Annotated in this window: 25 protein-coding genes; 10 read left to right on the top strand and 15 right to left on the bottom strand. The window is 68.0% G+C overall.

What is annotated here, in order from left to right:
- Positions 1–247: 247 nt before the first annotated feature.
- The 3 genes from cobT to QMO76_RS01160 form a co-directional block, all read right to left on the bottom strand.
- Positions 248–2,464 (bottom strand): nicotinate-nucleotide--dimethylbenzimidazole phosphoribosyltransferase, encoded by a 2,217-nt coding sequence (gene cobT / locus QMO76_RS01170; protein WP_306359243.1) that lies wholly within the window; start codon positions 2,462–2,464, stop codon positions 248–250.
- 269 nt (positions 2,465–2,733) lie between these two features.
- The gene (locus QMO76_RS01165; RefSeq protein ID WP_306359242.1) at positions 2,734–3,348 is read right to left on the bottom strand and encodes a LysE family translocator; all 615 of its coding nucleotides are present in this window, start codon (positions 3,346–3,348) and stop codon (positions 2,734–2,736) included.
- A gap of 51 nt (positions 3,349–3,399) precedes the next feature.
- Positions 3,400–4,377, bottom strand: coding sequence for a helix-turn-helix domain-containing protein (locus tag QMO76_RS01160; protein ID WP_306359241.1), 978 nt, complete (start codon positions 4,375–4,377; stop codon positions 3,400–3,402).
- Positions 4,378–4,580: 203 nt separating this feature from the next.
- Between QMO76_RS01160 and QMO76_RS01155 the strand changes: the two genes are divergently transcribed.
- Entirely contained in the window at positions 4,581–4,799 is a 219-nt protein-coding gene (locus QMO76_RS01155) for a hypothetical protein (protein ID WP_306359240.1), read from the top strand.
- A 73-nt stretch (positions 4,800–4,872) separates the two neighbouring features.
- On the opposite strand, the gene QMO76_RS01150 is transcribed toward QMO76_RS01155, so the two are convergent.
- Positions 4,873–5,529 (bottom strand): DUF3043 domain-containing protein, encoded by a 657-nt coding sequence (locus tag QMO76_RS01150; RefSeq protein WP_306359239.1) that lies wholly within the window; start codon positions 5,527–5,529, stop codon positions 4,873–4,875.
- Between the two features lie 326 nt (positions 5,530–5,855).
- Between QMO76_RS01150 and QMO76_RS01145 the strand changes: the two genes are divergently transcribed.
- The 5 genes from QMO76_RS01145 (at position 5,856) to QMO76_RS01125 (ending at position 10,603) form a co-directional block, all read left to right on the top strand.
- Entirely contained in the window at positions 5,856–6,206 is a 351-nt protein-coding gene (locus tag QMO76_RS01145) for an iron-sulfur cluster assembly accessory protein (protein ID WP_306359238.1), read from the top strand.
- 261 nt (positions 6,207–6,467) lie between these two features.
- Positions 6,468–7,439 (top strand): carbohydrate kinase family protein, encoded by a 972-nt coding sequence (locus tag QMO76_RS01140; protein ID WP_306359237.1) that lies wholly within the window; start codon positions 6,468–6,470, stop codon positions 7,437–7,439.
- Positions 7,440–7,988: 549 nt separating this feature from the next.
- Positions 7,989–8,843, top strand: a complete 855-nt coding sequence (locus QMO76_RS01135) for a homoserine O-succinyltransferase (protein WP_306359236.1) — start codon at positions 7,989–7,991, stop codon at positions 8,841–8,843.
- Between the two features lie 135 nt (positions 8,844–8,978).
- Positions 8,979–9,845 (top strand): alpha/beta fold hydrolase, encoded by an 867-nt coding sequence (locus QMO76_RS01130; RefSeq protein WP_306359235.1) that lies wholly within the window; start codon positions 8,979–8,981, stop codon positions 9,843–9,845.
- 44 nt (positions 9,846–9,889) lie between these two features.
- The gene (locus tag QMO76_RS01125; RefSeq protein ID WP_306359234.1) at positions 9,890–10,603 is read left to right on the top strand and encodes an MBL fold metallo-hydrolase; all 714 of its coding nucleotides are present in this window, start codon (positions 9,890–9,892) and stop codon (positions 10,601–10,603) included.
- A gap of 68 nt (positions 10,604–10,671) precedes the next feature.
- Here QMO76_RS01125 and QMO76_RS01120 read toward each other — a convergent pair whose 3' ends face one another.
- Genes QMO76_RS01120 through gcvT form a run of 3 tightly spaced genes read right to left on the bottom strand, consistent with a single transcriptional unit; the run spans position 10,672 to position 13,526 of the window.
- Positions 10,672–11,772 carry a branched-chain amino acid aminotransferase gene (locus QMO76_RS01120; RefSeq protein WP_306359233.1) on the bottom strand — a complete coding sequence of 367 codons (1,101 nt, stop codon included), beginning with the start codon at positions 11,770–11,772 and terminating at the stop codon, positions 10,672–10,674.
- Between the two features lie 10 nt (positions 11,773–11,782).
- The gene (locus QMO76_RS01115) at positions 11,783–12,370 is read right to left on the bottom strand and encodes a hypothetical protein (RefSeq protein ID WP_306359232.1); all 588 of its coding nucleotides are present in this window, start codon (positions 12,368–12,370) and stop codon (positions 11,783–11,785) included.
- 55 nt (positions 12,371–12,425) lie between these two features.
- The gene (gene gcvT, locus QMO76_RS01110) at positions 12,426–13,526 is read right to left on the bottom strand and encodes a glycine cleavage system aminomethyltransferase GcvT (protein WP_306359231.1); all 1,101 of its coding nucleotides are present in this window, start codon (positions 13,524–13,526) and stop codon (positions 12,426–12,428) included.
- A 148-nt stretch (positions 13,527–13,674) separates the two neighbouring features.
- Between gcvT and QMO76_RS01105 the strand changes: the two genes are divergently transcribed.
- The 3 genes from QMO76_RS01105 to QMO76_RS01095 are packed head-to-tail and all read left to right on the top strand — an operon-like array spanning position 13,675 to position 16,255.
- Positions 13,675–13,962 (top strand): hypothetical protein, encoded by a 288-nt coding sequence (locus QMO76_RS01105; protein WP_306356297.1) that lies wholly within the window; start codon positions 13,675–13,677, stop codon positions 13,960–13,962.
- On the top strand, positions 13,959–15,602 hold the full coding sequence (locus tag QMO76_RS01100) for a WXG100 family type VII secretion target (RefSeq protein WP_306359230.1): 1,644 nt from the start codon (positions 13,959–13,961) through the stop codon (positions 15,600–15,602). The genes QMO76_RS01105 and QMO76_RS01100 overlap by 4 nt, the downstream gene beginning before the upstream one ends.
- Positions 15,599–16,255 carry a hypothetical protein gene (locus tag QMO76_RS01095; protein ID WP_306359229.1) on the top strand — a complete coding sequence of 219 codons (657 nt, stop codon included), beginning with the start codon at positions 15,599–15,601 and terminating at the stop codon, positions 16,253–16,255. Before QMO76_RS01100 ends, QMO76_RS01095 begins: the two co-directional genes overlap by 4 nt.
- 94 nt (positions 16,256–16,349) lie before the next feature.
- On the opposite strand, the gene QMO76_RS01090 is transcribed toward QMO76_RS01095, so the two are convergent.
- Positions 16,350–17,102, bottom strand: coding sequence for a nucleotidyltransferase domain-containing protein (locus tag QMO76_RS01090; RefSeq protein ID WP_306359228.1), 753 nt, complete (start codon positions 17,100–17,102; stop codon positions 16,350–16,352).
- 15 nt (positions 17,103–17,117) lie between these two features.
- Positions 17,118–17,951 (bottom strand): exonuclease domain-containing protein, encoded by an 834-nt coding sequence (locus QMO76_RS01085; protein ID WP_372341865.1) that lies wholly within the window; start codon positions 17,949–17,951, stop codon positions 17,118–17,120.
- Positions 17,952–18,397: 446 nt separating this feature from the next.
- On the opposite strand from QMO76_RS01085, the gene QMO76_RS01080 reads away from it, so the two are divergent.
- Entirely contained in the window at positions 18,398–18,526 is a 129-nt protein-coding gene (locus QMO76_RS01080) for a hypothetical protein (RefSeq protein ID WP_306359226.1), read from the top strand.
- A gap of 89 nt (positions 18,527–18,615) precedes the next feature.
- On the opposite strand, the gene QMO76_RS01075 is transcribed toward QMO76_RS01080, so the two are convergent.
- From QMO76_RS01075 to QMO76_RS01050, 6 genes are all read right to left on the bottom strand, one after another.
- Entirely contained in the window at positions 18,616–19,779 is a 1,164-nt protein-coding gene (locus QMO76_RS01075) for a Wadjet anti-phage system protein JetD domain-containing protein (RefSeq protein WP_306359225.1), read from the bottom strand.
- Positions 19,776–23,135 carry an ATP-binding protein gene (locus QMO76_RS01070; protein WP_306359224.1) on the bottom strand — a complete coding sequence of 1,120 codons (3,360 nt, stop codon included), beginning with the start codon at positions 23,133–23,135 and terminating at the stop codon, positions 19,776–19,778. The genes QMO76_RS01075 and QMO76_RS01070 overlap by 4 nt, the downstream gene beginning before the upstream one ends.
- Positions 23,132–23,734: a DUF4194 domain-containing protein gene (locus QMO76_RS01065; RefSeq protein WP_306359223.1), complete on the bottom strand. Its 603-nt coding sequence runs from the start codon at positions 23,732–23,734 to the stop codon at positions 23,132–23,134. Before QMO76_RS01065 ends, QMO76_RS01070 begins: the two co-directional genes overlap by 4 nt.
- Positions 23,731–25,182 carry a DUF3375 domain-containing protein gene (locus tag QMO76_RS01060; protein WP_306359222.1) on the bottom strand — a complete coding sequence of 484 codons (1,452 nt, stop codon included), beginning with the start codon at positions 25,180–25,182 and terminating at the stop codon, positions 23,731–23,733. Before QMO76_RS01060 ends, QMO76_RS01065 begins: the two co-directional genes overlap by 4 nt.
- A gap of 138 nt (positions 25,183–25,320) precedes the next feature.
- The gene (locus QMO76_RS01055) at positions 25,321–26,472 is read right to left on the bottom strand and encodes a hypothetical protein (RefSeq protein WP_306359221.1); all 1,152 of its coding nucleotides are present in this window, start codon (positions 26,470–26,472) and stop codon (positions 25,321–25,323) included.
- Positions 26,469–26,846, bottom strand: a complete 378-nt coding sequence (locus tag QMO76_RS01050) for a hypothetical protein (RefSeq protein WP_306359220.1) — start codon at positions 26,844–26,846, stop codon at positions 26,469–26,471. Before QMO76_RS01050 ends, QMO76_RS01055 begins: the two co-directional genes overlap by 4 nt.
- Positions 26,847–26,859: the final 13 nt, after the last annotated feature.

Raw genomic sequence — 26,859 nt, 5'->3', positions numbered from 1 at the left:
CCTTCGGGCATCGCCACCGGTGGACGAACGATCAGGGGGATTCTGTGGCGGCATCGTGCGATTGGCCAGCGCCACCAGGTCCCCCTCGCGATGAGGATGGCCGTGGCGGGCGGACTCCGTCGCGCACGCAGGGTGGTGCCATGCGAAGTGGGCCCGGATATCGGCGGCCGTGGCCTCGTCCGCATTGCACGAGTAGGTGGGTCCGGGGTACCGGCTCGGTGGGCGGCACCCTCGTGATGGCCGCCTCTTACGCACTGGCTTCCGACGAGTCGGCGGCACCCACCCCGGCCACCGGCGAAGCGGTTCCGCTCCCGCCTGCTGCTGTCGAATTGCCTGCGCTCACACCCGTTTCCACTGGATCGGGCCCGCTCGCACCACCGTCCGACGAATCGGCCGTGCTCACCCCGGCTTCGGCGAAGGTGGCCATCTCGCCGAGGGTCGCCACGGCCGCGCGCAGGACCGGGAGCGCGGTGAGCGCGCCGGAGCCCTCGCCCAGGCGCATGCTCAGGTCGACGAGGGGTTCCAGGCGGAGCCGGTCGAGGGCGATTCGGTGGGCGGGTTCGCTGGAGCGGTGACCCGCCACCCACCAGGCGCTGGCCCCGGGGGCGAGCTGTTCGGCGATCAGGGCGGCGGCGGTGACCACGACGCCGTCGAGGATCACCGGGGTGCGGCGGGCGGCGGCGCGGGCCAGGAATCCGGCCATGGCGGCGAAATCCGCGCCGCCCGCGACCCGCAGCAGGGCTCGCGGATCCTTGACCACCGGGCGCGCCCGCCACATGGCGTCACGCACCGCGGCGGTCTTGCGCATCCAGCCCGCGTCGTCGATGCCGGTGCCGCGGCCGACCGCCACCACCGGTTCGGTGTCGGTGACGGCGGCGATGAGCACGGTCGCCGGGGTGGTGTTGCCGATGCCCATATCTCCGGCGATGAGAAGGTCTGCGCCGGAATCGATTTCCTCGTCGGCGAGGGCCGCTCCGGCGTGCAGCGCGGTACGGGTCTCGTCCTCGGTGAGGGCGTCCTCACGGTCGATGGACCCGCTGGAGCGCCGCACCTTGAAGGTGGAGATCTCCGCGGCGGTATCGCCTTCCACCGCCATATCCACCACGCGCACGCTGGCATCGGCCAAGCACGCCAGCACATTCACGGCCGCGCCGCCGTGCAGGAAGTTGGCGACCATCTGCGCGGTCACCGCACTCGGATAGGCCGACACCCCGTGCCGCGCCACCCCGTGATCCCCCGCGAACACCACGACGCGCGCCCGCTCGAACTGCCTGGGCGGACACACCCCCTGGCATGCCGCCACCCAGTTCGCCAACGCCTCCAACCGCCCCAGCGCCCCCGCCGGTTTGGTCAGCTGCCGCTGCCGTTCCTCCGCGGCCGCGCGCGTCGCCGCATCCGGAGCCGCCACCGGGCCGAACTCCACCGCCACCGCGCCACCTTTCGACAGCCCGACCCGCGCACCCTCGCCGCCAGCGGAAGCGATTGCGCCCCCGGCGATTCCAGCGGCTCCCTGATCCACCGTCGTATCCGAGCGGTCGACTTCGAATGCGGCCGCGCCGCTCCCGCCACCTGTCATCGCATCCCCGACGGGCACCGAAGCGACTGCCGCTCCCGCTCGTTCGGTGGCATTGCCTCCGGTCCGACCGACAGCCACATCGTCCGCGGCAGCGGTCCCGGACCCACCGTCCACGGTCGACGCCGCACTGCCCTCGGCGGCCGCGGAACGAGTTCCACCCGACGCGCTGGGAACAGCACGCTCGCTCGACTCGTATTGCGCGGCTTCAACTCCCGCCGTCTCCTGTGTGGAGGCTCCCACACCGACGATGTGCGACGCGGGGACCGCTGCCACAGGCGCCCCGCCGGTCTTCTCCCCCGTCCGCGCCGCGTTGGTCAGACCGCTGTTCACAACATCCCCCACGCCCGGCTTGACCCGCACCGCCTGTCCGGCGACGAGCAGGTACACCTCATCGCACACCGCCGCGAGGCGCTGATTGAGCGTGCCGATCTCATCCCGGAACAACCGCCCGGACCGGGTGGCGGGAATGACGCCCAAGCCGACCTCGGGGCTCACGATCACGAGCCGTTCCGGATAGTCGGCCACTGCGGCGACGAGGGCGTCGAGATCCGGCCCCACGGTCCCGCGCGGCAGCTCCCACGCCTTGCGCGCGTCGAGGCGGGCGGTGAGCCAGGTGCCGAGGTCGTCGATCAGGGTCGCGGGGGCGGACTGCCCCAGCCCCGCGATCGGGTCACCCTCCACGACCGTCCAGTCCGCGGGACGCCGCGCCCGATGCGCCGCGATCCGCTCGGCGAAGTCGGTATCCGCCGGATCGACCACGGCGGTGGCGATGTACCGCACCGGCCCCGCGGCCACCAGTTGTTCCGCGAACGCCGATTTTCCGGACCGCGCCCCGCCGAGCACCAGCGTGCGGAGCGGCCGATCGGTTGAGTGAGCAGTGTGCGACACGTCAGCACGGTATCAACCACCGCGTCATACGACGCTCCCCAACCCACGCGGACACCAGCCCGAAGCCGGTGAGCCCGGGTGGCGGCCGGGTCGTTGCGCGCCCGAGGGTTCCGTCGCCCTGCCTCACATAGTGGCGGCCTGCCTTGTCGCACCGGTGCAGCCCCGCCGGCGAGGCCCCACCCGAGTGCTGCCGCCGACCACGAACCCGGCACCCGGTGCCCCCGTCCGGACCTGAGTGTCCGGCGGGCGCGTCCAACCGGCTCGTCCGCTCACTGGTTCTGCACGGCCAGCCGCCCCGCGAGCGCCACGAACGACGCCCCGAACACCCGCCGCATCCACATCACCACGGCGGGCCGCGTGATGATGTGATCCCGCACCGCCGCCGCGGCCACTCCGTACACCGCGAACACCAGGAAGGTCGCGAGCATGAACACGCCGCTCAACTCGAGCATGCGCGGCACGGCATTCGCCGTCCCGGCGGGCACGAACTGCGGCAGGAACGCGAAGAAGAAGATGGTCAACTTGGGATTCAGCACATTCGCCAGCACGGCCGCGACGATCACCCGCCCCGCGCCCGGGGCCGCACCCGACTGTTCGGGCACGGTCAGCGCCCCCTTGTCACGGAAGGTCATCCACGCCATGTACAGCAGATACGCGACGCCGAGGTATTTCAGCGTCTGAAACGCCACGGCGCTGGTGTTCAGCACCGCGGCCACACCGGTCACGGCGGCGATCATGTGCGGCACGATGCCGAGCGTGCAGCCGAACGCGGCGATCACACTGGCCCGCGTCCCCCGGGCGAGCCCGGCCGCGAGCGTGAACAGCACGCCGGTTCCGGGCGTTGCGACGATGACGAGCGTCGTCAGCAGAAATTCGATGCTCATCTCCCGCACAGTAACCGGATTCGGTGACCGGCGACACCCCCCGCCGCGGACCTACACCCCTACCTCACCGGGGTTGACTCCGAAGCGCCTGCGATATTCGGTGGGCGCGATGCCGACGAGCCGTTGGAAGTGGTGGCGCAGCAATGCCCCGGACCCGAATCCGCACCGATGCGCGACGGATTCCAGATCCAGTTCGGTGTCCTCCAGCAGCTGCTTGGCCAGCAGAATCCGCTGTCCCGTCAGCCATTTCACCGGCGTGGTCCCGGTCTCGGCGGCGAACCGGCGCGCGAAGGTGCGGGTGGACATGGCGGAACGAGCGGCCAGTGATTCCACGGTGTGCGGCAGTTCGAGGTGCTCGTTCATCCAGTGCAGGGTGTCGCTGAGGCTGTCCGAGGTGCATTCGGGCACCGGACGTTCGATGAACTGACGCTGTCCGCCGTCGCGCTGCGGCGGCACCACCATGCGCCGCGCGATGGCATTGGCCGCCGCGCTGCCCAGTTCGCGTCGCACCAGATGCAGGCAGGCGTCGATCCCGGCGGCGGTGCCGGCACTGGTGATCAGATCCCCCTCGTCCACGAACAGCACATCCGGGTCGACGGTCGCCTTCGGATACCGCTGCGCGAGTTCACCGACGTACTTCCAGTGGGTGGTGCATTTGCGGTTGTCGAGCAGTCCGGCTTCTCCGGCGAGGAAGGCCCCGGAGCAGACGGTGAGGATGGTGGCCCCGTTCTCGGCGGCGTCCCGCACAGCGGAGATGACCTGTGGATCGGTCTGCCCCAGCACGACGAACGGAAACGCCGGTATGGCAACGAGATCCGCGTTCCGCAGTTCGTCCAGTCCGTATTCGGGCGTGATCGTGATGCCGGGGGTGCTGCTGCCCAGCGGCTTCCCGGGTTCGAGTCCGCAGACACGGAAGTCGAAGGCGGGCAACCCGTCCATCGTGCGGTCCAGTCCGAAAACCTCGCAGACGACGCCGAATTCGAACATGGCGAGGCGCTCGTTGAGCACCACGGCGACCTTGGACAACATAGCCCCAGCCTATCTGGCCGAATCTTTACGAACAATGTCAGAACTGCCACTGTTGGCAGAAAGCCCGCGAGGGAAAACTTACTGCCATGCACGCAGTCACCGCAATACTCGCAGCCGGGACCGTTATGACCGCCCTGGCAATGCTCACCGGCGCGGCGATGGCAGCCGGCATCGAGACTTCCGACGAGCAGGAGGCATAAGCCATGACCGCCATCACCACCACCACCGAGCACCGCACTACAGCCGCGGCACTCGCCCGGTTGCGCCGCCTGTTCACACTGTTCGCCGCCGCCGGGCAGGCCGTGCCCTTCCACCGCGAATCCGGTTCGCGGCGGGCCGGTTCCTACGACATCGTCGATCGCGACACCCAGCGGGCGCTGGCCGAGCTGAATGCCATCAGCACCATCCGCGAGCACGGATAGCTCCGGCCAGACAGCACGCGGCCCCGCTCCGAGCCGATGCCCGGAGCGGGGCCGTCCGCGTCGATCCCCCTGGCTATACGCTCGCGCCCGGCTGCACCCGCGGCTTCGGTGCCCGCATCTTGCGCAGCTGCGAGGCGCGCACGAACGCGTACCAGCCCAGCGAGAAGCTGGAATCGGTGGCGTCCGGGAAGCGTTCCCGCACCCGCTTGTTCACGATCCGCCCCAGCAAGAAGCCCTCGGCGATCATGAACACCATCATGACCAGCATGGCCAGCGTGACGTACGCCTGCAGCACCGGCGACAGGAACATGGTCAGAATCAGCACCAGCGCCAGCGGCATGAACAGCCCCAGCAGATTGCGCCGCGCGTCGACCACATCGCGCACATACCCCTTGACGGGGCCGCGGTCGCGCGGCAGCAGGAACTGCTCCTCACCCGCGAGCATGCGCGCCCGCCGGTCCGCATTGTCGGCCCGCCGCTGGGCGGCCGCGACCTTGCGATCCGCCCTGGAGCCGCGATTGGCCTTGCGCCGGGCGCGCGCCTCCTTGGCGGTCATGGGCGCGGGCGCCACGGGACCACGCCGACGCGCCTCGGCATCCCGCCGCTTGGGGGTGGGCCGACCCTTGCCGAGCGTGACGTTCGGCTCGGCGGCCGTCGCCGAATCGCCGTTCGACGAAGCGGAGGTGGTGTCGTCGGTGGTACTGGACTCGCCGCGGCGCAGGAACTTCACGCCGACCAGGCTATTCGATCCGGCGTTCGTCCGGAAAAGGTGGTCCGTTTCCGGTGTCGTCGACCACACGAAACCACGCCCCGACGGGCCGGGAACGTCGTCGGCGGTAGCCGGATTTACCGACATTGCGCCCGGTCACGACCGTGGTCGACGCCTACCGCCCAGCTCGAGGGCTCGCGCCGCCCGCACCGTTGGATGTCCGGGTGGGTAGGGCCGATGAGTCGCCGGGTCCCGCGTAGGATGAGGAATAGCCGCCGGGGAAGCGGCGTTGACAGCCTTTGAGCCGTGCACAGTTCACGGTTGAACACGGTGCCCTAGGAGAGTTCATGACTGTGCAGAACGAGACCACCACCCACGGGGTGACGCTGACCGATGCCGCCGCCTCGAAGGCGAAGGCACTGCTGGACCAGGAGGGTCGCGACGACCTCGCGCTGCGGATCGCCGTGCAGCCCGGTGGCTGCGCCGGCCTGCGCTACCAGCTCTTCTTCGACGACCGCAGCCTCGACGGCGACCTGGCCGTCGAGTTCGGCGGCGTGAACCTGGTGGTCGACCGCATGAGCGCCCCCTACGTGCAGGGCGCGGCGATCGATTTCGTCGACACCATCGAGAAGCAGGGTTTCACCATCGACAACCCGAACGCCACGGGCTCCTGCGCCTGCGGCGACAGCTTCAACTGAGTCGCGCCGTCAGCGCGGAACTCCGAATACGGGGTTCCGCGCTGACGCATGTCCAGCCGCGACCGAACCCGTAGCTCCCGGCCCCGGATCGGCACGCCGATCCCCCGCTCGGGGGTGGAGTCGTCCGTCTCGGACAGTGTAGTTTTGGAAGGCGTCCGACCATCGGCCGCCGATCCCACCACCCCCGCGTCTGTCGTCCCGCATGCAGGTGTGCCCTCGCCTGGCAATGAACACAGCGCACGACACCGAAGGATTCCGCACGTGACCATCGCCGTGTCCGCCTCCATCGCGACCGATCACCTCATGCGATTCCCGGGCAAGTTCTCCGATGTGCTGCTGGCCGATCAGCTGCAACATGTTTCACTGAGCTTCCTGGTCGACGATCTGGTCATTCGCCGCGGCGGTGTCGCGGGCAATATCGCTTACGCGATGGGCCTGCTGGGCCGCAATCCGCTGCTGGTCGGCGCGGTCGGCTCCGACTTCGCCGATTACCGGCAGTGGCTGGAATCCAATGGCGTCGACTGCTCGGCCGTGCGGGTCTCCACCGAGGCGCACACCGCGCGCTTCGTCTGCACCACCGATGAGGCCATGGCGCAGATCGCCTCGTTCTACCCGGGCGCGATGAGCGAGGCCCGCGAGATCTCCATCGGCGAACTGGCCCGCACCCATCCCATCGACCTGGTGCTGGTCGGCGCGAACGATCCCGACGCCATGCTGCTGCACACCGAGCAGGCCCGCGCCGCCGATATCCCCTTCGCCGCCGACCCCTCCCAACAGCTGGCCCGCCTGGACGGCGAGCAGGCGCTGCGCCTGATCGACGGCGCCGCATACCTTTTCACCAACGAGTACGAGTGGGGCCTGCTGTTGCAGAAGACCGGCCTGTCCGCCGCGGAGATCGGCGAGCGGGTCGGCATCCGGGTCACCACGCTCGGCGTGAAGGGTGCGCTGGTGGTCGACAAGGACGGCACCGAACTGCATGTCGATGTGGTGCCGGACAATTCGAAGGTCGACCCCACCGGCGTCGGCGACGGCTTCCGCGCGGGCTTCCTCACCGGACACACCGCGGGCCTGAGCCTGGAGCGCTCCGCACAGCTGGGATCCCTTATCGCCGTGCACATTCTGGAAACCGTGGGCACCCAGGAATGGACTCTGGACCACGACGTGGCCGTGAAGCGCCTGCGCGCGGCCTACGGTCCGGAGGCCGCGGCGGAAATCGAAGCAATTCTTCGCTGACACCTGCCGGTTCCCTGTCGGACGCCTGAGCCCCGCACACTGATCGCGTGATCGGTGCGCGGGGCACCTGTCTGCGCGGACATTTCCCGTCCGATCACTGCTCTGTACGTGCTCTACGCGATCGGCCGATCGCGCCCGTTCCGAAGGATTGAACAAGTGTTTGCGTCATCGGACGCACCGCGGTCGGGCGGTGCAGCCGTGCGAATCGGAATCGTGGATCTGATGTCGCTGCGGCCGGAGAGTATGACTCGCAGAGTCTTTGCCGCCGCAGTGGCCGCGGGCGCGGCGCGGCTGGGCTGGCGGACAACGGGTTTCGGTGCCGCGACCGGTGGCCCGTCGGCGAGCGTCGCGTCCGGACGATCGGCGACCGGACGCTCGTCGGACGGGTCCTCGACAACCCGTCCCCCGGATGGCCGCCCGCCGGGAATCCGGTCCGAGGCGACTGGCCGGGCGGCCGTTGTACGCGCATCGGCCGGTTCGTTCGCGACCGAGCCCGCACCGGCCACCGAACATTCCGCAGCCTCCCCCTGGCAGACGACCGAATCCGAGGTGACGGTCGCGTTTTTCGGCATCGACCCGCTCCGTGCGAGCACCGATGTCGATTGGCCCGCGCTGGCCGCCATGGACGCCCTCATCATCAGCGGCAGCGAGCCCAAGGCCGCGAGCATCGCCGCCGAGCCCAGCCTCGCGGTCGTCGACCGCATCCTGCGCGACTGCTCGGGCGCGGCCTCGCTCCTGTTCTCCTGCCAATCCGCCCATGCCGCACTGCATCTGCTGTACGGGCTGGAGCGGCATCGCCTGCCGTACCGCGCGCACGGCGCGTTCGACCACTGGGTGCACAGCGCGGCCCTGGACCGGGTGGGCGGCGTGCAGCCGGGAGCGCACCCGGGCACCGCACTGGTCGAAGGTCTCGCCACACCCGTGCGCGTCCCACATTCCCGCTGGAACGCAATGACTTCCGCCGATCTCCGGGCGGCGGGCGTCGACATCCTGCTCGACTCCGAGGAAGCCGAATGGCACCTCGCCACCGCCCCCGACGGTCTGCGCCACCTCTTCCTCCAGGGCCACCCCGAGTACCTGCCCGACACCATGGCCCGCGAGCACCGCCGCGACCTGCGCCGCTGGCTGTCCGACCCGATTCGCCCCTTCCCCGGCATCCCGGCGCGATACTTCCCGCACGAGACCGAACAGGCCCTGCTCGACCTGGCCGTCCGCCTCCGCACCACCTTCGACCCGGCTCTGCTCGACGGCTTCCCGCTGCCGGGCCGTTACTCCGACGTGGTGGCCGACTGGACCGCCGACGCGGAGGTGTTCTTCGCCAACTGGCTTCGAGCCGTCGCCGATGCCCGCGCGGCCTCCGAGGTACCCACCGGCACGGCACCTCGACCGATCCCGGCGACCTGAGCCACCGACCGCCCACGAGACCGGAGCGGTCGCGCGGGCTGTCGCGCGACGCGCCTCCCGAACAGTGCCCGACCGGCCGATGATTTTCGCACCGCCAACCCGTCTACACAGCACACCTCTGTGAAGGAGCGAACCATGGCCGAGCCGAAGACACACACCCTCGAGGTTCCGGGCGCCATCCTCACCTACGACATCCGCGACGCCGAGACCGGTGCCGGTCCCGTCCTGCTGATGATCGGATGCCCCATGGGCGCGGCCGGTTTCGGCACCCTGGCCGGATATTTCCCCGATCACACGGTGGTCACCTACGACCCGCGCGGCGTGGAGCGCAGCACCCGCACCGACGACGCCCGCGAATCCACCCCGGACCAGCACGCCGACGACCTGCACCGGCTCATCGCCGCCCTGGATCGCGGCCCGGTGGACCTGTTCGCCAGCAGCGGCGGCGCGGTGAACGCTCTCGCCCTGGTCGCGAAGCATCCGGAACAGGTGCGCACGCTGGTGGCGCACGAGCCGCCCGCCGCGCAGGCGCTCCCGGACCGCGAGCACGCCTTGGCGGCCACCTCCGAGGTGTGCCGCGTCTACGCCGAGCACGGCTTCGGCCCGGCCATGGCGAAGTTCCTCAGCCTGATCAGCCACCAAGGCGAGGTGCCCGCCGATTTCGCCGAGTGGCCCACCCCCGACCCCGCCGAGCTGGGCATGCCCGCCGAGGACGACGGCACCCGCGATGACGTGATGTTCGCGCAGAACCTCGCCACCCTGGCCTACTACGAGCACGATTTCGACGCCCTGCGCGCGGCCCCGACCCGCATTGTGCTGGCGGGCGGGGCCGAATCCGAGGGTCAGCTCGCCCGGCGGGCCGGCGAGGCCGTCGCCCAGCGCCTCGGCACCGATATGGTGGCCTTCCCGAGCAATCACAGCGGATTCCTGGGCGGCGAATACGGCCAGACCGGAGAACCCGAGGCTTTCGCGACCGCCCTGCGTCGGGTGCTGAATACGTAGGCGTGCATGGGCGGCGCTCCCACCCGCCCAATAGGGTGTCCGGTATGGGATCCGACCGTGTGTACTTCCGCCAGCTGCTCTCCGGCCGCGATTGGGCCGTGGGCGATCCGATCGCCACGCAGATGCGCAATTTCGCGTATCTCATCGGCGACCGCGACAGCGGCGAGTGCGTGGTCGTCGATCCGGCCTATGCGGCGAACGAACTGGTGGGGATCGCCGAGGGTGACGGCATGCGGCTGAGCGGGGTGCTCGCCACCCATCACCACCCCGACCACGTCGGCGGCACCATGCTCGGCTTCACCCTGCGCGGCGTGAAGGAACTGCTGGAGCACGTGGACGTGCCGGTGCACGTCAACAAGGAGGAGCTGCCCTGGGTCGCGCAGGTCACCGATATCGCGCCCAGTGAGCTGACCGGCCACGAGCACGGCGACAAGGTCGCGATCGGCGGCTTGGAGATCGAACTGCTGCATACGCCCGGCCACACCCCGGGCAGCCAGTGCTTCCTGTTCGACGACCGTCTCATCGCGGGCGACACCCTGTTCGTCGACGGCTGCGGCCGCACCGATTTCCCCGGCGGCGACTCCGACGCCATGTTCCACAGCCTGCGCTACCTGGCCGGGCTGAAGGGCGACCCGGTGGTGTACCCCGGCCACTGGTACTCCCAGGAGCCGAGCGCCGCCCTCTCCGCGGTCCGCGACAGCAACTACGTCATGCGCCCGCAGACACTGGAGCAGTGGCGCATGTTCATGCCCGGCTGACCGCGAGGGGGAACTGGTGGCGGCGGCTACTCGGCCGATACCGCCACCATTTCCCCCTGATCAGACGTTCAGGCGAGTTTGCGGAGCCAGCCGTGGCGGTCGGCGAAGGTGCCGCGCTGGATGCCGGTGAGGGTGTCGCGCAACGCCATGGTGACCTCGCCGGGCTCGCCGTCGCCGATGGTGAATTCGCCCTCGGCGGAGGCGACCGAACCGACCGGGATGACCACGGCGGCGGTGCCGCAACCGAACACCTCGGTGATCTCCCCGGATTCGACGCCGGTGCGCCACTCGTCCACGGAGACCTTGCGCTCCTCCACCCGGTAGCCCGCGTCGGCGGCCAGGGTGATGAGCGAATCGCGGGTGATGCCCGGTAGCAGTGAACCGGACAGTTCCGGCGTGACCAGGCGAGCGTCGGAGCCGGTGCCGAAGACGAAGAACAGGTTGTTGGTGCCCATCTCCTCGACGTAGCTGCGCTCGCAGGCGTCCAGCCAGACCACCTGATCGCAGCCCTTGGCCGCGGCCTCCTGCTGCGCCAGCAGCGAGGCGGCGTAGTTGCCCGCCACCTTGGCCTCACCGGTGCCGCCGGGGGCGGCGCGCACGAATTCGGTCGACAGCCACACCCGCACCGGCTGCAGCCCACCCGCGAAGTACGCACCCGCGGGCGACCCGAGCAACAGGTACTTGTAGCCCGCCGCGGGCTTGACCCCCAACCCGACCTCGGTGGCGAACATGAACGGCCGCAGGTACAGCGACTCCTCACCCCCGGCGGGCGGCACCCATTCACCGTCCACCTCGAGCAGCTGCCGAATCGACTCGATGAACAGCTCCTCCGGCAGCTCGGCCATGGCCATCCGCCGCGCCGAGCGCTGGAATCGCTGCGCGTTGGCGTCCACCCGGAAGGTCGCGATGCTCCCGTCGGACTGCCGGTACGCCTTCAACCCCTCGAAGATGGCCTGCCCGTAGTGGAACACCATGGTCGAGGGGTCCATGGACAGCGGCGCGTACGGCTGCACCCGCCCGTTCACCCATTCCCCGTCGACGTAGTCCAGCGACACCATGTGATCGGTGAAGTACCGCCCGAACCCGGGCGCCGCGAGAATCTCCTGTCGCCGCTCCACCGGGGTGGGAGCCGGGTGCGAGGTGCGAGAGAAGTGCGCGGCAACAGTCATGACCGGGAGTTTAATTCGCCGCTCCGGAGCCGCCGGTGCCGCCTCGGAAAAACTCCCACATGGCCAGCTCCCCATCGTGCGCCCGCAGCTTGGCGACGGCCGCGTCGAGCGGGCGTTCCTGGGTGAGCTCGTAGAACAGGTACAGCGCCGCGAACAGGCTGGCGTGCCCGTACGGGGCGTCGACCGGGGCGATATAGGCCGCGGCCCCGCTGTCCAGGAACGCTCGCGCGAGCTCCTTGTCCCCGGTATCGCAGCCGAGCGACAGCACCGTGCTGCCCGCCAACCGGAAATGCGCGCGCACCTCCTCCGGCCCGAGCCGGTCGAACGGCTGCGCGGCGGCGATCTCACCGCCGAGCTCCGGCAGCAGAATCGCCCCGTCGATCCCGTGGCAGCAGAGCACCACATAGGGCGCGACCGGACGCTCGCCCCCGAGCGCTGCCACCAGATGCCGGGCCTGCCCGATGGTCAGGTAGTTGACCTGAATCCCGAACTCCTCGAGCGCCATTCGCAATGGCTGCGCACACGAGTCCTCGATGACGACAAGATCCACCGTCGCCCACGCCAACCGCCCGTCACACACTTCGTCCACTCGCGACATGAGCACGAGTCTGGCCGCGACAGGCGCGGCGCGACAACCGGATTTCGGTAACCGTTCAGGCGGTTTTCGCCTGAACGAACGGCGGCCGCACCACCTCGCACCGCAGCCGACGCCCGCGCACGTCGACCTCCACCTCGTCGCCCTCCGCGAGTCCCGCGGCGGTGTCGAGCAGTGCGAGCGCGATGCCGATCTTGAGCGTCGGAGAGAACGTGCCGGAGGTGGTCTCCCCCACTCGCTCGTCGCCGCGCATCACGGCCTGTCCCTGCCGCAGCACACCGCGATCGAGTGCCTTCAGCCCCAACAGAACTCGTCGCGGCCCATCGGCCTTCTCCTGTTCCAGCGCGGCCTTGCCCCAGAATTCCGGCTTCTTCCACCCGACCGCCCACCCGGCACGAGCCTGCACCGGCGAGATCTCCAGCGACAGCTCGTGTCCGTGCAGCGGATACCCCATCTCGGTGCGCAACGTGTCGCGGGCGCCGAGCCCCGCGGGCTGCCCACCGGCGGCCCGCACCCGCTCGACGAGCGCGCGGAACAGCGGCTCGGAATCCGCCCATCGCGGCAGCAGCTCGTACCCGTGCTCGCCCGTGTACCCGGTGCGGCACACCCGGACCGGCCGCCCCTCCCACTCGGCATCGGTGTAGGCCATGTACTCCATATCGGTCGGCAACCCGAGCGATGCCAGCACCTCCGCCGACTTCGGCCCCTGCACCGCGAACACCGCGTATCCCCGGTGCTCATCGGTCACCGTGATCCCCGCGGGCGCGGCCTTCGCCAACTCGGCCACCACCGCCGCCGTATTCGCCGCGTTCGGCACCAGGAAGATCTCGTCATCCGACACGAAGTAGGCGATCAGATCGTCGATCACCCCGCCCTCGGCCGTACAGCACAGCGTGTACTGCGCCTTTCCCGGCCGGATCCGCCCGAGATCATTGCTCAGCGCCGAATTCACGAACGCCGCCGCCCCCTCCCCCGTGACGGTCGCCTTCCCCAGATGACTCACATCGAACAGTCCCACCGCGGTCCGCACCGCAGTGTGCTCCCCCACCGTCCCCGCATAGGAAACCGGCATCTCCCACCCCCCGAACGGGGCGAAGGTAGCGCCGAGCTCGACATGAACGGCGTGGATGGGTCCCTGCAGCAGCTTCTCGTCGGTCACGGGTAGGAGCTTATCGGCCACCCCCGCGAATCCCCGCCCAGCCGGAACCGAAACCGCCTCACCAGCGTCGATAGTGATGACACTCAGCTATCGCTCCACCACACTGCGCTAGAGTCTGCCGAGGATTTGCTACCTGGGAGATACCGCCGTGTACGTCGACATCGAACTGCTGCACCGCCTGGAAAAGGCGTGGCTGGAGACGTCACGCGCTGTCAAGACCGTCCCCCGCGAAGGAATAGCCGACCTCGAAGCCGAACTGCCGCAGTCCCTCGCCGAGAAAGCCGTGGCCGACATGGGCACCGACGTATACGAGGCGTACCTGGAACTGGCGTACCACTTCGACGATCTGGCGAAGCTGACCCGAGGCGCGAACGACACCTACCAGGTGACCGACCGGTTCTGGGCCGAACAACTGGCGAGAATGGGCCGCCGATGACCTACACGGTGAGCGCGGTCCGCAGCTGGCGGCCGGAATCACTGACGGAACGGGCGACGATCCTCGCCACGGGTGCGGACCACATGATGCAGACGCTGGACGCGGCGTGGCGGGAGGCCGATCAGATCGCCTCGGGCGGGTGGACCGGGGAGGCGGGTTCCGCGGCGTACGAGCGGATCCAGCGCGAGTACCGGATGGGCATGCGGATCGTGACCGCCGTCCGCGATGTAGTGGACGCCCTGCGCAGCGCGGCCGCCAGCCTGCGATCGGTGCGCGATCATGCGATCGGAACCGTGGACGCGGCCATCGCCGACGGTTTCACGGTGGGAGACGACTGGCAGGTCGGACCGACACCGCAGGACAAGAGCGAAGACCTGCGGGCAAACCACATCGCCTGGATCTCGGGCGCTCTCCGCCAGTTGACGGATGTCGACCGGTCCGTCGCGATGGCACTCGACGCGAAGATGGACGAAGTCAGAGCGCTCCGAGAGGACGCCGCGACGGGGCGCGAATACGTCCCGCCCGCCTCGACGGCCCAGATGTCGGCGGCGGAAGTCCAAGCGCTGATCGACGATCCACAGTTCCGCGAGTGGGTCGACCACCATCCCGATGCGGCCAAGGCGCTACTCGACGCGGCCGTCGATTCCGGAAAACTCGATCCGGCCACGAAGTTCTACAGCTCGTTCCTGCGAGGCTACTGGCAACGAGAAGCATTGGAGCAAGCCGGGATCGACCCTGCCGACTGGCGCCCCGAACTCGGCGCGGAGGCGAACAAGGACACCATCGTCAAGGTCTACGAGTACTACGGCCGCCTGTTCCTGGACCGGCCCGAACTCCAGTGGGCGGGAATGGCGAACATGATCGGACCGTCGTTCGCGGGCGGGTTCTTCGACCTGGACATGATGCAGGAACTGACCAGCCTCGAGGGGCGGTCACCGCTGCCGGTCTTGATCGGTGGTTTGCCGCCGATGCTGGGAACGGAGCAGGGTCCGGGTCTCACCGCAGAGGAGATCCGCTACTACGAGACCGCGTTGCTGGGAATGCAGAAGGAGATCTTCAACGACCAAGCCGCCATGCACGAGGCATACCTGACCGGCGGCACTGCGGAGATCGACCGCATGTACAGGGCGCGCCTGATCGATGACAGGGCTGCCGGTGCTTGGCAGCAGATCCACGACGGTTACACGCGCAACGATTCCGCACTGATCGCCGCCGGGAACAAAGACCTGCTGTGGCGCGAACAATGGCAGATCATCGACGATGACTACGACGCGATGCGTGAACGCCCGAACACCGGGGGACTTGTCACTTGGGGAATGACCACGGTGGGTGCCCCGTCGATACCCGGGGCTCACTCCTTCCCGGAGGAGTTCCCCAAGATTGTCGATGCACCCGGCCCGATACCCGGCGAGATCGTAACGCCCTTCCCGGAGGGCAACATCTCCTACGGCGACCAACGCTGGGCTCTGATCGAGCAGGACACACTCCCGGCGTACCAACGAATGCTGTCCGAAGATCCCACACGGGCAAGAGCCATCATCGCCTCCGACTTCGCCACCCGAATGGACGAGCAGCGCCTGAGCAACCGATGGGACGACATCATGAAACAGTTTGCTTCACAGTGGGACTACCGGCGATGAATCCCCTTTCGACCATCGTCAGGGCGCTGCCCATCACCGTAATGCTGCTGGTAGCCGTCGGATGCGCCGCACCGTCCAGCGAGGAGAAGCCCGTGCCGAGCACCTCAGAATTCTCACAACTCACCGACGCGGGTATCGCCGAGATCGAAGACTCCCGGCACGCTCGCTTCGACCTGCGCAACCACGAACTCACCAAGGCCGCAGTTGGATTGGATGGCCAGGACCGGGGTCCGATCATCGGAGGCGCGGACAAGCCCCTGATCACCCTCGAACTCCTCGGTCCGGAACGCACCGAGACGGTCCAGACCAGCACCATCATGTTCCTGTCGACGAGCGCGGACACCCCGTACGAGGGGATCGTCTTCTGGCAATCCTTCGACACTCCGCAAGAATGCCTCGCCGAACTCCGCACCGATGTCACCCGATGGGGTATCCGTGTCGAAGACATCGACCGATGGGACCGGAACAGCCAGGGCGAGACCGACTATCAACAGGTGATCTCGATGGGAGTGGGCCGCAGTGGCCTGGTCGCGGACGTGGAGGCCCGTCTCGCGAACGGGCATTGCCTGCTCAAGTACGACATATACCTCGAACCCCGGTATTACACCCCGGAGGTCCAAGACACGATTCGCCGAACCGGCTCATCTCGGTAGCGGAACCTCTCCGCTCTATAACCCGACGCCTCCAGGCACCTCGGGTCCGCGAGGACGTTCGCGAGTTGGCATCATTACCTACTCCAGCCGGCGGCTACTTCTCGGCGAAGAGCTGTTCTGCCGAAGCGACCCCACGAGCCAGGGAACCCGAATCCGGACCTAGTTCCGCGATAATGTGATCGATGTCCCGCAGACCCGCATCGGTGAGCATCCGCTTCTCGTTGAGCACCCATTCGCCACGGGCGGCGAGTACGGCGTGCGCGGTGTACATCGCGGCCGTCGCCAGTGCGCCCGCGACCTCGGTCACCCGGCCGCGCGTCACGTAGGCGTTCTTGGCGTACATCATCGTGAGATTCGCTCGTTCTCGCCATTGCTTCGGTGCCGACTCCCGCAGTGCCGCAGGAAACTCCGGCCGGGGCAGGCTTCCGCGAAGGACTTCGTTCACCGCCAGTTCCGCCACGACGAGATAGCTCGGGATCCCCGCGAGGTGGAACATCAGCGGTTCCCAATGGAATCGCCCCGCCCGGGACTCCTCCAGTTCGCGTTCGACGACGTCGAGGTCGCGGTAGAGCACGTCGACGTGTCGGCCGTCGACGATCAGCCACGCACCGCCGTTGAAAACACCAGCACCCCATGCGCCGACATCGAATACCTCGCCTTCCCAGCCGATCGCCCGCAGATCGTCAGGATCGAACGCGCCGCGATAGTAGACGCCGAAGTCCCAGTCGCTGTCCGGCGAGTGCGTGCCCTGCGCACGCGATCCGCCGAGCGTCACCGCCCGCGCCTGGGGAAGTGCGGCAAGCCGCTCGGCCACGTACTCGCGAAATGCATCGTCGTCGTATTCCATGATCACCCCATCCTGCTACGAGATCACCGCGATCCGTTTCGCGCCCGGCTCGACCGTGTGTCGCTCCAGATCGAGACAGGCGAGGAGGCCACGCTCATCCATCACCTCGACCTGAAATCCCTTCGCCCGCAACTCCGCGACCCGCCGTGCCTTGACCGTGCTGAATGCCGCGGGCTCCACCCCTTCGAACCCGTCCCCGATCACCAGGCAGGTGGTCCGCCGGGTGACATTCCGCGCCGGGGTGGCCCCGCAGGCGGCGATCGCATCCCACGCCTCCTGCCGACTCATGGCCGCCAACTCCCCGGTGAACACGACCACCTGTCCGAACAGCGGGTGCCCCGGATCCCCACCACGAACCTCCGGCATCACCAATTCCGCACGCGGGAACCCGGAGCGCCGCCGACGCCGCCCCGTACCCTTGCTCGCCCGCCGGTACGGCCGCACCTCCCCCAACCGCTCGAGCTCCGCGAGACTGTCCACCCCCGCCCGCGCCGCCAACGCCACCACGATATCCGCCGCCGCCGCGGCATCCGCCCCCGCGTCATGATGCGCGATCAACTCGACCCCCAGCGCTCCCGCGACATCCGGCAGCCGATAGCTCTCCAAATCCAGATGCCGCCGCGCGATCGCCAAGCTACAGCGGAAGTCCCACCCCGGCTCGCCGATCCCACTGTGCCCACACGCTTCTCGCACCGCCCCGCTGTCGAACCCGGCATTGTGCGCCACGACCGGCAACCCGCCGACCACCCGCACCACCTCGGGCCACACCTCTCCGAACGCCGGTTGCCCGGCCACCATAGAAGCCGAAATCCCGTGCACACGAACGTTGTGCCGCGCAAAGAAGTCCACGGCCCCTGGCGGCCGACACAACCACGAGTGACTACCAACCCGACGCCCCTCCCATACGACGGAAACTCCGATAGCACAGACACTCCCCCGCGCCGAGTTCGCGGTCTCCACGTCGAGCGCCGCGAACGACAGGCCGGGCACCCTCACCGCACCACACACGGCGGCAGGATGCGATCTCCCACCCCACCACGTTCGACCGTCACCGGCCACGCCAACCCACAAGACTCGAACACGCTCCAAGTCTCAGCCAATTCCGCGGTACCCTCTCGCCAAAATCAGTTCCGGACAGACGGTTTCATAGAACTCGGCAACGGCTGCGAACACTTCGAACAGATCCTCGTTCTCAGGACCACAGCGCATACCAGCTTGCCCGACGACCGCATCTGATGTGCGGAGAATCGCCCATTCGCACCGGCTTTCGGCGCTCACACTGTCGCCGGGACGGCATGGACGGCATGGACGGCATGGACGGCATGGACGGCATGGACGGCATGGACGGCATGGACGGCAAACATAGCCCGGCCGCACAGACCTGCTACCCGGCCGCCGACCTCGAACCACTGCGCGCCGGGTGACCGAGATCAGCCAGCACCACTGGCGAGGCGACGACGGCTTCGCGCAACACCCACCCGCACTCCACCGACTCGACGAGATACGTACGGCATCACTGATCCCGCACCGTCGATTCCACCACCGAGTACCGCACCCGCTCCTGTTCGAGGCGCACGGCGTGCCCGAAGGTGTCGTCCACCAGATCCCGATACAGATCGAGTTCGGCGGGCCGCAGGTGGTCGAGCACCGTGACCGTCGGCGAATCCTCGCGCACCCATTGACCTTCGTGCGACAGCAAGGTGTCGCGGTCCATGAGCAGGGATTCGGCGTGTGGGAACCGCTGCCGGAGGCGGTCGAGAATGGCGAAGCCGTGGGTATCGATATCACCCCAGTAGCGGACCCTGCGGTCGGCGAGCCACGACAGGGCGTCCAGCCTGGTCAGCGCGTAGCCGCCGCCGAAGATGGCGATGGCATCCGGCACCGGCGGCAGCGCCAGGTATGTCGTTTCGTTCTCGACGATGACGATCGTCGTCGCCTCCGGTGGCGCCACCGCCAGTTCATCGACACGAACATTCAGTTCGGTGAAGCCAGCGGTGGCGCGCAGCGGGTCGAGCCAGCGGTAGCGCACGTACCGCGGCTTGCGCCGAAATCGGTACCGTCCGATGAAATCGGCGGGCGGGCAGTCGGTGTCGATGCGGTGTTCGGCGAGTTGACGATCGAGTAGGCGGGAGAGCACGGTCCGGTGGCGTTCGATGAACTTGGTGTCGACACCGGGGACGTCGACCTGACGCAGGTAGATTCCGGAGGCGGCGTGGGCGTCGATCCACCGCACCGTGTCCACGATCTTCACCCAGTCGTCGGCCAGGGTGAGCACGTCGTGTGGCTTGCCGAGCATCCAGTCGGTCAGTGCGGGCGCGGCGGCGCGGGTGTGGTCGAGGAGGTCGAGGAATTGGCGTACCGCGCCACCGACGCCGAGCAATGCCCACAGCTGGGGCCACTCGTCGATCCAGACCCGTCGCGGCAGTTCGTTGGACCCGACGATCCTGCCGCCCACCGCCTGGTATTCCACCCGCAGTCCGTTGCCGACACGCCACGGGTTCGCCCATTCCCGCACGGCGGCCAGGTCGGTGGCGATATCTCGCGGGCCGGGTCTGCGCAGGGATACCTCGATCGGCAGCAGCGGCTGCCCCGTGGCGTACGCCGCCAGCAGCTCACCGGAGTCCCAGCGCCGCCGCAGTTTTCGCGTCACATCCGCGCGGGTGGTCCAACCGGTCACCGTCCCTCCACAGCATCCCCGGAGGCCAGCACGTGGGCGAGTTGCCGCTGCCGGTACTCCTCGATCGTCAAGGTCTGCATGCGCGAGTAGGCACCGGTCTTGTTGTCGACGAATCCCACCGACGAGACGAAGGGCTCGATGACGTGGATCTTCTGCAACGGCGTGACGATCAGCAGTTGCAGCCCGAGGCGACGGAACAGACCCAGCGCGAACCGCGTGGACTCGTCCGAACCACGGCCGAAGGCCTCGTCGATCACGACGAACCGGAAAGTCGTGCACTGCACCGCATCCCAGTCGAGTTTGAACTGATACGCCAGGGACGCCGCGAGGATGGTGTAGGCGAGTTTCTCCTTCTGCCCGCCCGATTTGCCACCGGAGTCGGTGTAGTTCTCGTGTTCGGTGTCGTCCTCGAGCCAGCGCTCGGATGCGGAGAAGACGAACCAGTTGCGCACGTCGGTGACGCGCCGGGTCCAGGACTTGTCCGCCTCGGTCTGTCCCTCCCGGCCCCGGAAACGTTCGATGATCGACTTCACCTGGAGGAACTTCTGTTCCGAGTACTGGTCGCCACCGTCGTCGACCGCGCCGCTGGTGCATTCGCGCAGCTGGGTGCGGAAATCCCGGATCTCCACATTCGACGTCGGCTGCAATTCCAGCCGAATGTAGCGACCCGGGTTGTAGGGGATGCCGGACAGGGACTTGTTGATGGTTTCGACGCGTTCCCGGATGAGTTCCACCTGATTGCCGAGCTGTGCGTGAAAGCCCGCGATATCGCGAATCGTATTGGTGTTCAGATAGGTCTTGAAGTCGGCCTCGAAGCGCGGCAGATCATCGTCCGCCAAGCGGCGGTGCAGCTGCCGGTAGCCGTCCGCCGATTCGAGACTGTCGTCGAGTTCCTCGGTTTCGAGTGGGTACTTCGCACGGAATCCGGCCATTTTCGTGATCGCCCGGTTGCCCGCGGCCCGCTGCTCCTTCGACAGGTTCTCGGCGCGCGTGGTGAACTCGGCGGTGAGCCGGGCCTGTGCGTGATCGCATGCCGGCACGGTGTCGGTCGCATGCCGTTTCGCCGCCCGTTCCAGCTCGGGGAACTGCATCCGGGCCACCTCGTAGTCCGGGTGGGTGAGCAGCTGGCCGAGATCGGTGCGGGTTGTCTCGGCAACCGATATGTCACGGTCGATCGCCCCCAACCCGGTGCTGATCCGCGTGACATCGCCGTCGGCTGCCTTCAGTCGTTTCCCGACGTCCTCGAGCTGTGTCGCGATCTCCCGCAGGGCATCCGAGGCACTCTCGATGCGATGGCGCTCGGCGTCGAGATCGGCGATCCGCCCCACCATCGCCCGCCAATCGATGTCGGAGTAGCCACGAAACTCGACCAGCTTGGACGCGGTGCCCGCGAACCTGTCCAGTTCGGTGAGTGCGCCTTTCGCGGTGCTCTGCGTCGCGTTCAGCTCCGTGAGCACCCGGGTGAGCCGTTCGGCTTCGGCCAGCAGTGTCTCGATCTTGCTGGTATTGCTCCAGCCGAGCACGTAGTGCCGTCGATCGTCGATACGATGGCGATCGTCCTTCTCGTGCCGTCCACGCCCGCCTTTGATCTGGCCCGCCCGGGTGATGGCGGTGCGGGCGCGGCGGAACTCCGCCATGGTGTCGACGCACTCGTAGTCGGCGCGATGGCGCAGCTCGCGATCCAGCCATTCCGCGAACGGCGAATCCTTGATCTCCAGCTTGGAGTACAGCACGCGGTTGCCGATCTCGGGCAGGCGGTCCACGGTGGCTCCGGGCACCCTGAAGTAGACGAGCCGCCCGCCCAGATGGTGGCCGTCGATCCAATCCGACACCGCCGCATAGTGTTCGCCCGACACCAGCAGGGCGAGACCGAATCCGTGCAGCAGCCGCTCCGCGGCTCCCTCCCAGTCCCGTTCGTCGTCGCGCACCTTGATGAGTTCGCCCGCGTAGGGCAGGTCGGCCTCGTCGATGCGCAGTTCGGTGCACAGGCGTCGCCGCAGCTCCAGCTGCCGCGCGGGAATATTGCTCGGCCGCTCTCGCAGGCTGCGCAGTTCGGTGTTGATATCGCGGGCATCGTCGTCGGCGTCGCGCAGCCGCACCGCCACCTCGGTGAGGATGTTCTGCTGCGCTGTCTTCTCGTCGTCCACCGTCGCCGCTCGTCGGCGCACCTCGCGCAGTCGCTCGCCGAACTGTTCGGCCGTTTCCGCAGGCCGCAGACCGACGTCGCCGAGCAGCTCCGCGAATCGCTGTGCACGGTACTGTCTTTCGTCGCGGACTCGGGCGCACTCGTCGATCTCACGACCGATCTCGGCAATCCGGTCGCCACCGTGCCCGGCCCGCTTCAGCTCGAGCCGCCCCTGTTCCTTGCGCAGGCGTTCGACCTCGTCTTTCGCACTGTCCAGGTCCTCGCCGAGCGCATCGGCTTCCTCCCGCCATGTGTCGATCTGCACCGTGAGCAGGCCACGCTTGCGCTCGGCGAAGTAGTAGGGCAAGGCGTCCCGCCGCGCCCGCACAGCCTCGATCTCGGCACCTCTCCGAGCGTATTCGTCGCAGTCGGTCAGCAGCGGATCGAGCAGCGCCAATTGGTCGCGGGCCCGCACCACGGCGTCGTGCGCCCTGGTCAGATCCTCGAAATGATCCACGAGACCCTTGATCGCGGCGTCGGCCGCGAAGGGTTCCAGCATGTGGTTGCGCACGAAATCGTTCAGGTTGCCCACCGATTTCATGGACACCGTCTGATGGAACAGCTCCATCGCCTGCTCGGACTCGATGCCGAGCAGCCGTCGAAAGTCCTTGCCGTAGTCCGGGAATGCGTCGCGGATCGTGGCACCGGCCTTGCGTAGCCGCCGCTTCAACGCCGCGATGTCGCCGCCGAAGTCGCCGAAGTCACCGGCGATGCTCAGCGCGCGGTCGGCGGTGACGAAGAACCGGTCCGGCTGCCCGGCCCCGGCTTGGTCCTTGAACCAGAACACCTGCGCCAGGCTGACCGTCGCATCGAATCCGTGGTTGGCGAAGACACCGAGGATCACCGAGAAGGAGGTGCGGTCCCGCAATCCCACCGGTCGGCTGGTCCCGAGGGCTTCATTGCGCTCGGACTTGTAATGCCCGAGTACATAGGAGCGCAGATCACGCTCCCGAGTCTCCGCGCCCGCTGCTTTGTTGTACGAGATCCGGTGCGCGGGCAACAGCAGCGTGGTGATGGCATCCACCACCGTGGACTTGCCCGATCCGATATCGCCGGTGAGCAGACCGTTGCGGCCGTGCTGCTCGTAGCGCCACACTCGCTGGTCGAAGGTACCCCAGTTGTACAGCTCGAGGCGGTCGAGCCGATATCCGGGCCGGTCCTCGTCGGTCACCTGTCCTCCCCACCCAGTGTGGCCGCGTACTCGGCCAGTCTGCGATCGAAGTCGGCCAGCCATTGCGCGTCGACGAACGCCTTCAGCACGCGCCGCACCTCGAAGGTATCGGCCGCGGCGGAGGATTTGAGCCGACGCAGGAAACCGAGCTCGATCACCTTGTTGATCTGCGTGTCGATCTGTTCCACGAGCCGGGCTTCGTTGCTGCTCTCCGGCTGGAAGGTGCGCACCGTCTCGACGATCTGGTCGCGGGTGAGGATGAGCCGGGCGTCGGCGTCCTTGGCGTCGTTCTCGGCCAGCTTCTTCCGCAGCAGCGCCAGCAGCAGGCTCACCGGGAACGAGAGCGCGCGCCGGGGCACGAGACGCGGAATCGCCGGTCCGTCGTCCTCCTCGAGTTCGGGCCGAGAGCGCAGGAAGGCGTAGCCCTCCGATTCGTCGATGAACACGGTGAGCCCGATGACGCGCACATAGTCGCGCACCTGCGCCTGGAGCGCCAGCAACTGCCGCCACTGTCGCTCATGGGTGTCCTGGTAGAGCACGCCCTTCATCAACTGAGTGACGACCACGGACAGTTCGTGTTCGGCGGTCGGTGTGGTCATCGCTGCTCCTCCGGCGCGGCGGCGCGCGTGAAGATCACGCGCGGAATCCGGGCACTGCGTTCCACGCCATCGGTGTCGCACCACCGCACCTGCTCGTGCTGCCCGTCATCGAAGACGACCTCGAAACCCGGATCGCTCAGTGACAGGTAGGTGACCAACTCGGCCAGCCCCTGTTCCAACGGCCGCTGCTCGAGCAGGGCCGCCAAACCGATCTGGCCGCGCCCCCGAAGCGCCGAGCGCACGCCGTCGACCAGTCGCGCCGGATCGACGAACACCTGCTGGAACAACAGGTCCGCGTCCACATCCTCGGCGGCATCGGTGATTCCCGCACTGTCCAGCGGTGCCTTGTCCACCGGTCGATACAGCGGCCGTTCCATCGGCAGCACCACCTCCGGTGCGGTCGCATCGAGGCCCATCACGACATCGGGCTCCCGAATCTCCCTGAGGCGCAGCGCATTCGCCTCGATCCCCCGCAGGATGTCCATGACTCGCCGGTTCTCCAGCCAGACCTGGTCATCGAGGAATCGACGCAGCTGCTCGGACAGCATCCGGACGGTGGCCTGGGTGCGGCTCCCGGCAGCCAGCCAGTCGTGGTGGATGCGCCGCAGCCGCGGATCCGGTTCCACGGCGTCGAGTTTCTGCACCTTCGCGAGCAGTTCGGTGAATTCTGTCTGTTTGTCGTGGGAGAGCAGGAAGTCGTAGAACGCCTGGAAGCTGCGCCCCTGATCGGATTCCGCGATCGAATTGCGGTTGCCGAGCAGATCATCGAGCAGCTCCCCCTTCGCACCCGACCAGGTGGCGATCTGCTCCCGCAGCTCCCGATCGAGCTGCCGGAAATTCGCCTCGACCTCGCGAAAGTCGGCCAGCAACTCGCGTGCGGTCGCGGCGAACTGCTGATACCGGTCGCGCTGCGCGGCGGGCTCCAGCAGCGCGAACCGTCCCTGAGCCACCGCCTCGATCTCCGCGTCGATCGCGTCGCGCCGCCGCCGCAACTCCGCCAGCCGGACCCGCGGGTCCCCCTCCGCCCCGAACGCCATCTGCCGCAGCAGCTCGAACACGGTATTCAGCCGCGACTCGGTCCCGACGAACGACCGCTCCCGCAATGCCTTCGCCCACCCGAGCGCCTTCTCCACCGCCGGTGTCGCGTCGAAGTGCACCTCGTCGGAATCGGCCGGGTAGTACTTGCGCAGCCACCCCGATTCCGGTGCGGCCCAATCGTTGAGATAGGTCTTCGGCGACTTCGGGAAGGCACCCTCGCCCAACCGCTGATTGAGTGCGTACAACTCGTCATCGAGTCTGCTCTCGAGCTCCGAGGCGGAGATGGCGCGAATGTTCTCCTCCACGAACACCTTGCCCAGGAACGACAACACCAGCGGCGCGTTGTCGGCTCGCAGCAGTCGCCACGCGGGATGCTGCCGACGCAGGGCGTCGAGCTGCTCGTAGTGCATGGCGATGTGTCCTCGTTCGTACCGGGTGATGCCATCGCATCGTAGGCGGGTGCTATGACAGGTCGGCGATCCGTCCCACGCGGGAAGTCGACATCCCGGGCAAGCACCGATCGGGCCGCCGAACCCCCGGCAAGTCCCTCACACTGTCGCGAGACGTCGAAGCAGGGCGGGCCGGTTCGCGTATCGGGTACGCAGGTCCGCAACGCGGATATCGAACCGGTCCATGCGTTCGTCACGGTCAGCGAGCACTTTGAGATCGGAGAGCAGCGCGGCGGCCGCGTCGTAGTCACGCGGCTTGGCGGTAGTGACCAGCGCCTCCACCCGCGTCCATACTGCTTCGCCCTCGGCGGCGAGCCGTTCCAACCGCCGCTCACGGTCGCGGACGGCCCGAGCCGCCACGCGGGCGCGCTCCCGTTCTTCCGCTTCGGCCTCGGCCCGTTCCCGGGCGGCACGCCGTCGCGCCGCCCCGTCGAGCAGATCGGCGACCGTCCGTTCCCCGATCGGCCGCGGCCGTGGCGTCACAGCGCGGAAGCGGTGCAGCAACTCCAGGTGCACGAGCGCGGCCTCACCGCGAGCCACCCGCAACAAGAGTTCGTCCTTCTCGGCGGGCGGTAGACCGGCGATCCAGACGGCCAGCTCCTCCGGCTCCTCGGCGGCAGCCTCGAGATCCGGACTCGCCTCCGCCGCGACCTCCAGCAGATCCGGATCGAGTCGCAGAAAGTCCGCGAGCCCACGCTGCGAGGCGGTGAGCGACCGCAGACCCGAGGGCACCGGCGGCTCGAGTTCGTCATCATGCTCACGGCCGAACGCGGCCTCGTCCCACTCCCAGGTCCCATATCCCGCCAGCCAGGCCAGATAGAGCGCTCGCATATCCCCGGCGGCCAACTCCGCCCGCACGCCGACCAGCACCGACAGCGAATCCTCCGCACCCTCTTCCCAATCGCCGTCATAGCCGTCGCTGGTCAGGTCGATGACGAGACTATCGCCAGCGGTCCAGGCACTCACGCACTCGTCGAGCAGATACGGCTCGACCGCTTCCGCACCCAGCAGCGCACGCGGCACCTTGAACAGGAACCGGTGTGTGCCCCAATCGGTTACATACAGATGCGCGTCGAAATACTGCTCGACCAGCCGCCGGGGATCGGCCTTCAGGTCACCCCAGTGGTACTCGTTGACGAAGCGTGTCGCCGTGATCCGCGCCCGGGTGGACAGCGCCCGCACCTCCGCGAACTGACGATCGTCGAGCGGGCGGTCGATGGCGACGAATTCGTAGTACTGGTACTCGCTCATCCCCTGCTCTCGGTCGCGCTGTCCTCGAACGGTACTGCGCGGAAACCGGATTCGTCACCGAGATGAAAGGTCAGATACCCATCCACCCCACCGTCCACGCTCGGCACCGCCCACCCGCGCCCGCTCACCGGATCACCCTCGTCGAACCCTTCCCAGCTGAATCCGAAGCCGTCGCGGCCGTTATGCTGCTCCGGGCGGCAGTCCAGTTCGCCGGTCACACAGATGAAGGAGAACTCACCGGCACCGTCCCGGCGGAACTCGATGTATCCGGGACCGACGAGTTCGATCGCGTCGAGATCCCAGTTGTCCATCTCGACGATCCGCCAGCGGCCGAGGAGTGCTTCAGGAATCCACAGGTTTCCGTTGTGCGCCATCGACCGTAATGCT

The sequence above is a fragment of the Nocardia sp. CC227C genome (genome assembly GCF_030767025.1).
GTDB lineage: Bacteria > Actinomycetota > Actinomycetes > Mycobacteriales > Mycobacteriaceae > Nocardia.
Note: the sequence above shows the minus strand (reverse complement) of the source record. Positions and strands in the feature narration are given on the sequence as shown.

Coding starts and splice junctions, on each gene's coding strand:
- QMO76_RS01165 (WP_306359242.1), bottom strand. CDS start 3,348: ATGAGCATCGAATTTCTGCTGACGACGCTCGTCATCGTCGCAACGCCC.
- QMO76_RS01160 (WP_306359241.1), bottom strand. CDS start 4,377: ATGTTGTCCAAGGTCGCCGTGGTGCTCAACGAGCGCCTCGCCATGTTC.
- QMO76_RS01155 (WP_306359240.1), top strand. CDS start 4,581: ATGACCGCCATCACCACCACCACCGAGCACCGCACTACAGCCGCGGCA.
- QMO76_RS01145 (WP_306359238.1), top strand. CDS start 5,856: ATGACTGTGCAGAACGAGACCACCACCCACGGGGTGACGCTGACCGAT.
- QMO76_RS01130 (WP_306359235.1), top strand. CDS start 8,979: ATGGCCGAGCCGAAGACACACACCCTCGAGGTTCCGGGCGCCATCCTC.
- QMO76_RS01125 (WP_306359234.1), top strand. CDS start 9,890: ATGGGATCCGACCGTGTGTACTTCCGCCAGCTGCTCTCCGGCCGCGAT.
- QMO76_RS01120 (WP_306359233.1), bottom strand. CDS start 11,772: ATGACTGTTGCCGCGCACTTCTCTCGCACCTCGCACCCGGCTCCCACC.
- QMO76_RS01115 (WP_306359232.1), bottom strand. CDS start 12,370: ATGTCGCGAGTGGACGAAGTGTGTGACGGGCGGTTGGCGTGGGCGACG.
- QMO76_RS01100 (WP_306359230.1), top strand. CDS start 13,959: ATGACCTACACGGTGAGCGCGGTCCGCAGCTGGCGGCCGGAATCACTG.
- QMO76_RS01095 (WP_306359229.1), top strand. CDS start 15,599: ATGAATCCCCTTTCGACCATCGTCAGGGCGCTGCCCATCACCGTAATG.
- QMO76_RS01090 (WP_306359228.1), bottom strand. CDS start 17,102: ATGGAATACGACGACGATGCATTTCGCGAGTACGTGGCCGAGCGGCTT.
- QMO76_RS01080 (WP_306359226.1), top strand. CDS start 18,398: ATGGACGGCATGGACGGCATGGACGGCATGGACGGCATGGACGGCATG.
- QMO76_RS01065 (WP_306359223.1), bottom strand. CDS start 23,734: ATGACCACACCGACCGCCGAACACGAACTGTCCGTGGTCGTCACTCAG.
- QMO76_RS01060 (WP_306359222.1), bottom strand. CDS start 25,182: ATGCACTACGAGCAGCTCGACGCCCTGCGTCGGCAGCATCCCGCGTGG.
- QMO76_RS01055 (WP_306359221.1), bottom strand. CDS start 26,472: ATGAGCGAGTACCAGTACTACGAATTCGTCGCCATCGACCGCCCGCTC.
- QMO76_RS01050 (WP_306359220.1), bottom strand. CDS start 26,846: ATGGCGCACAACGGAAACCTGTGGATTCCTGAAGCACTCCTCGGCCGC.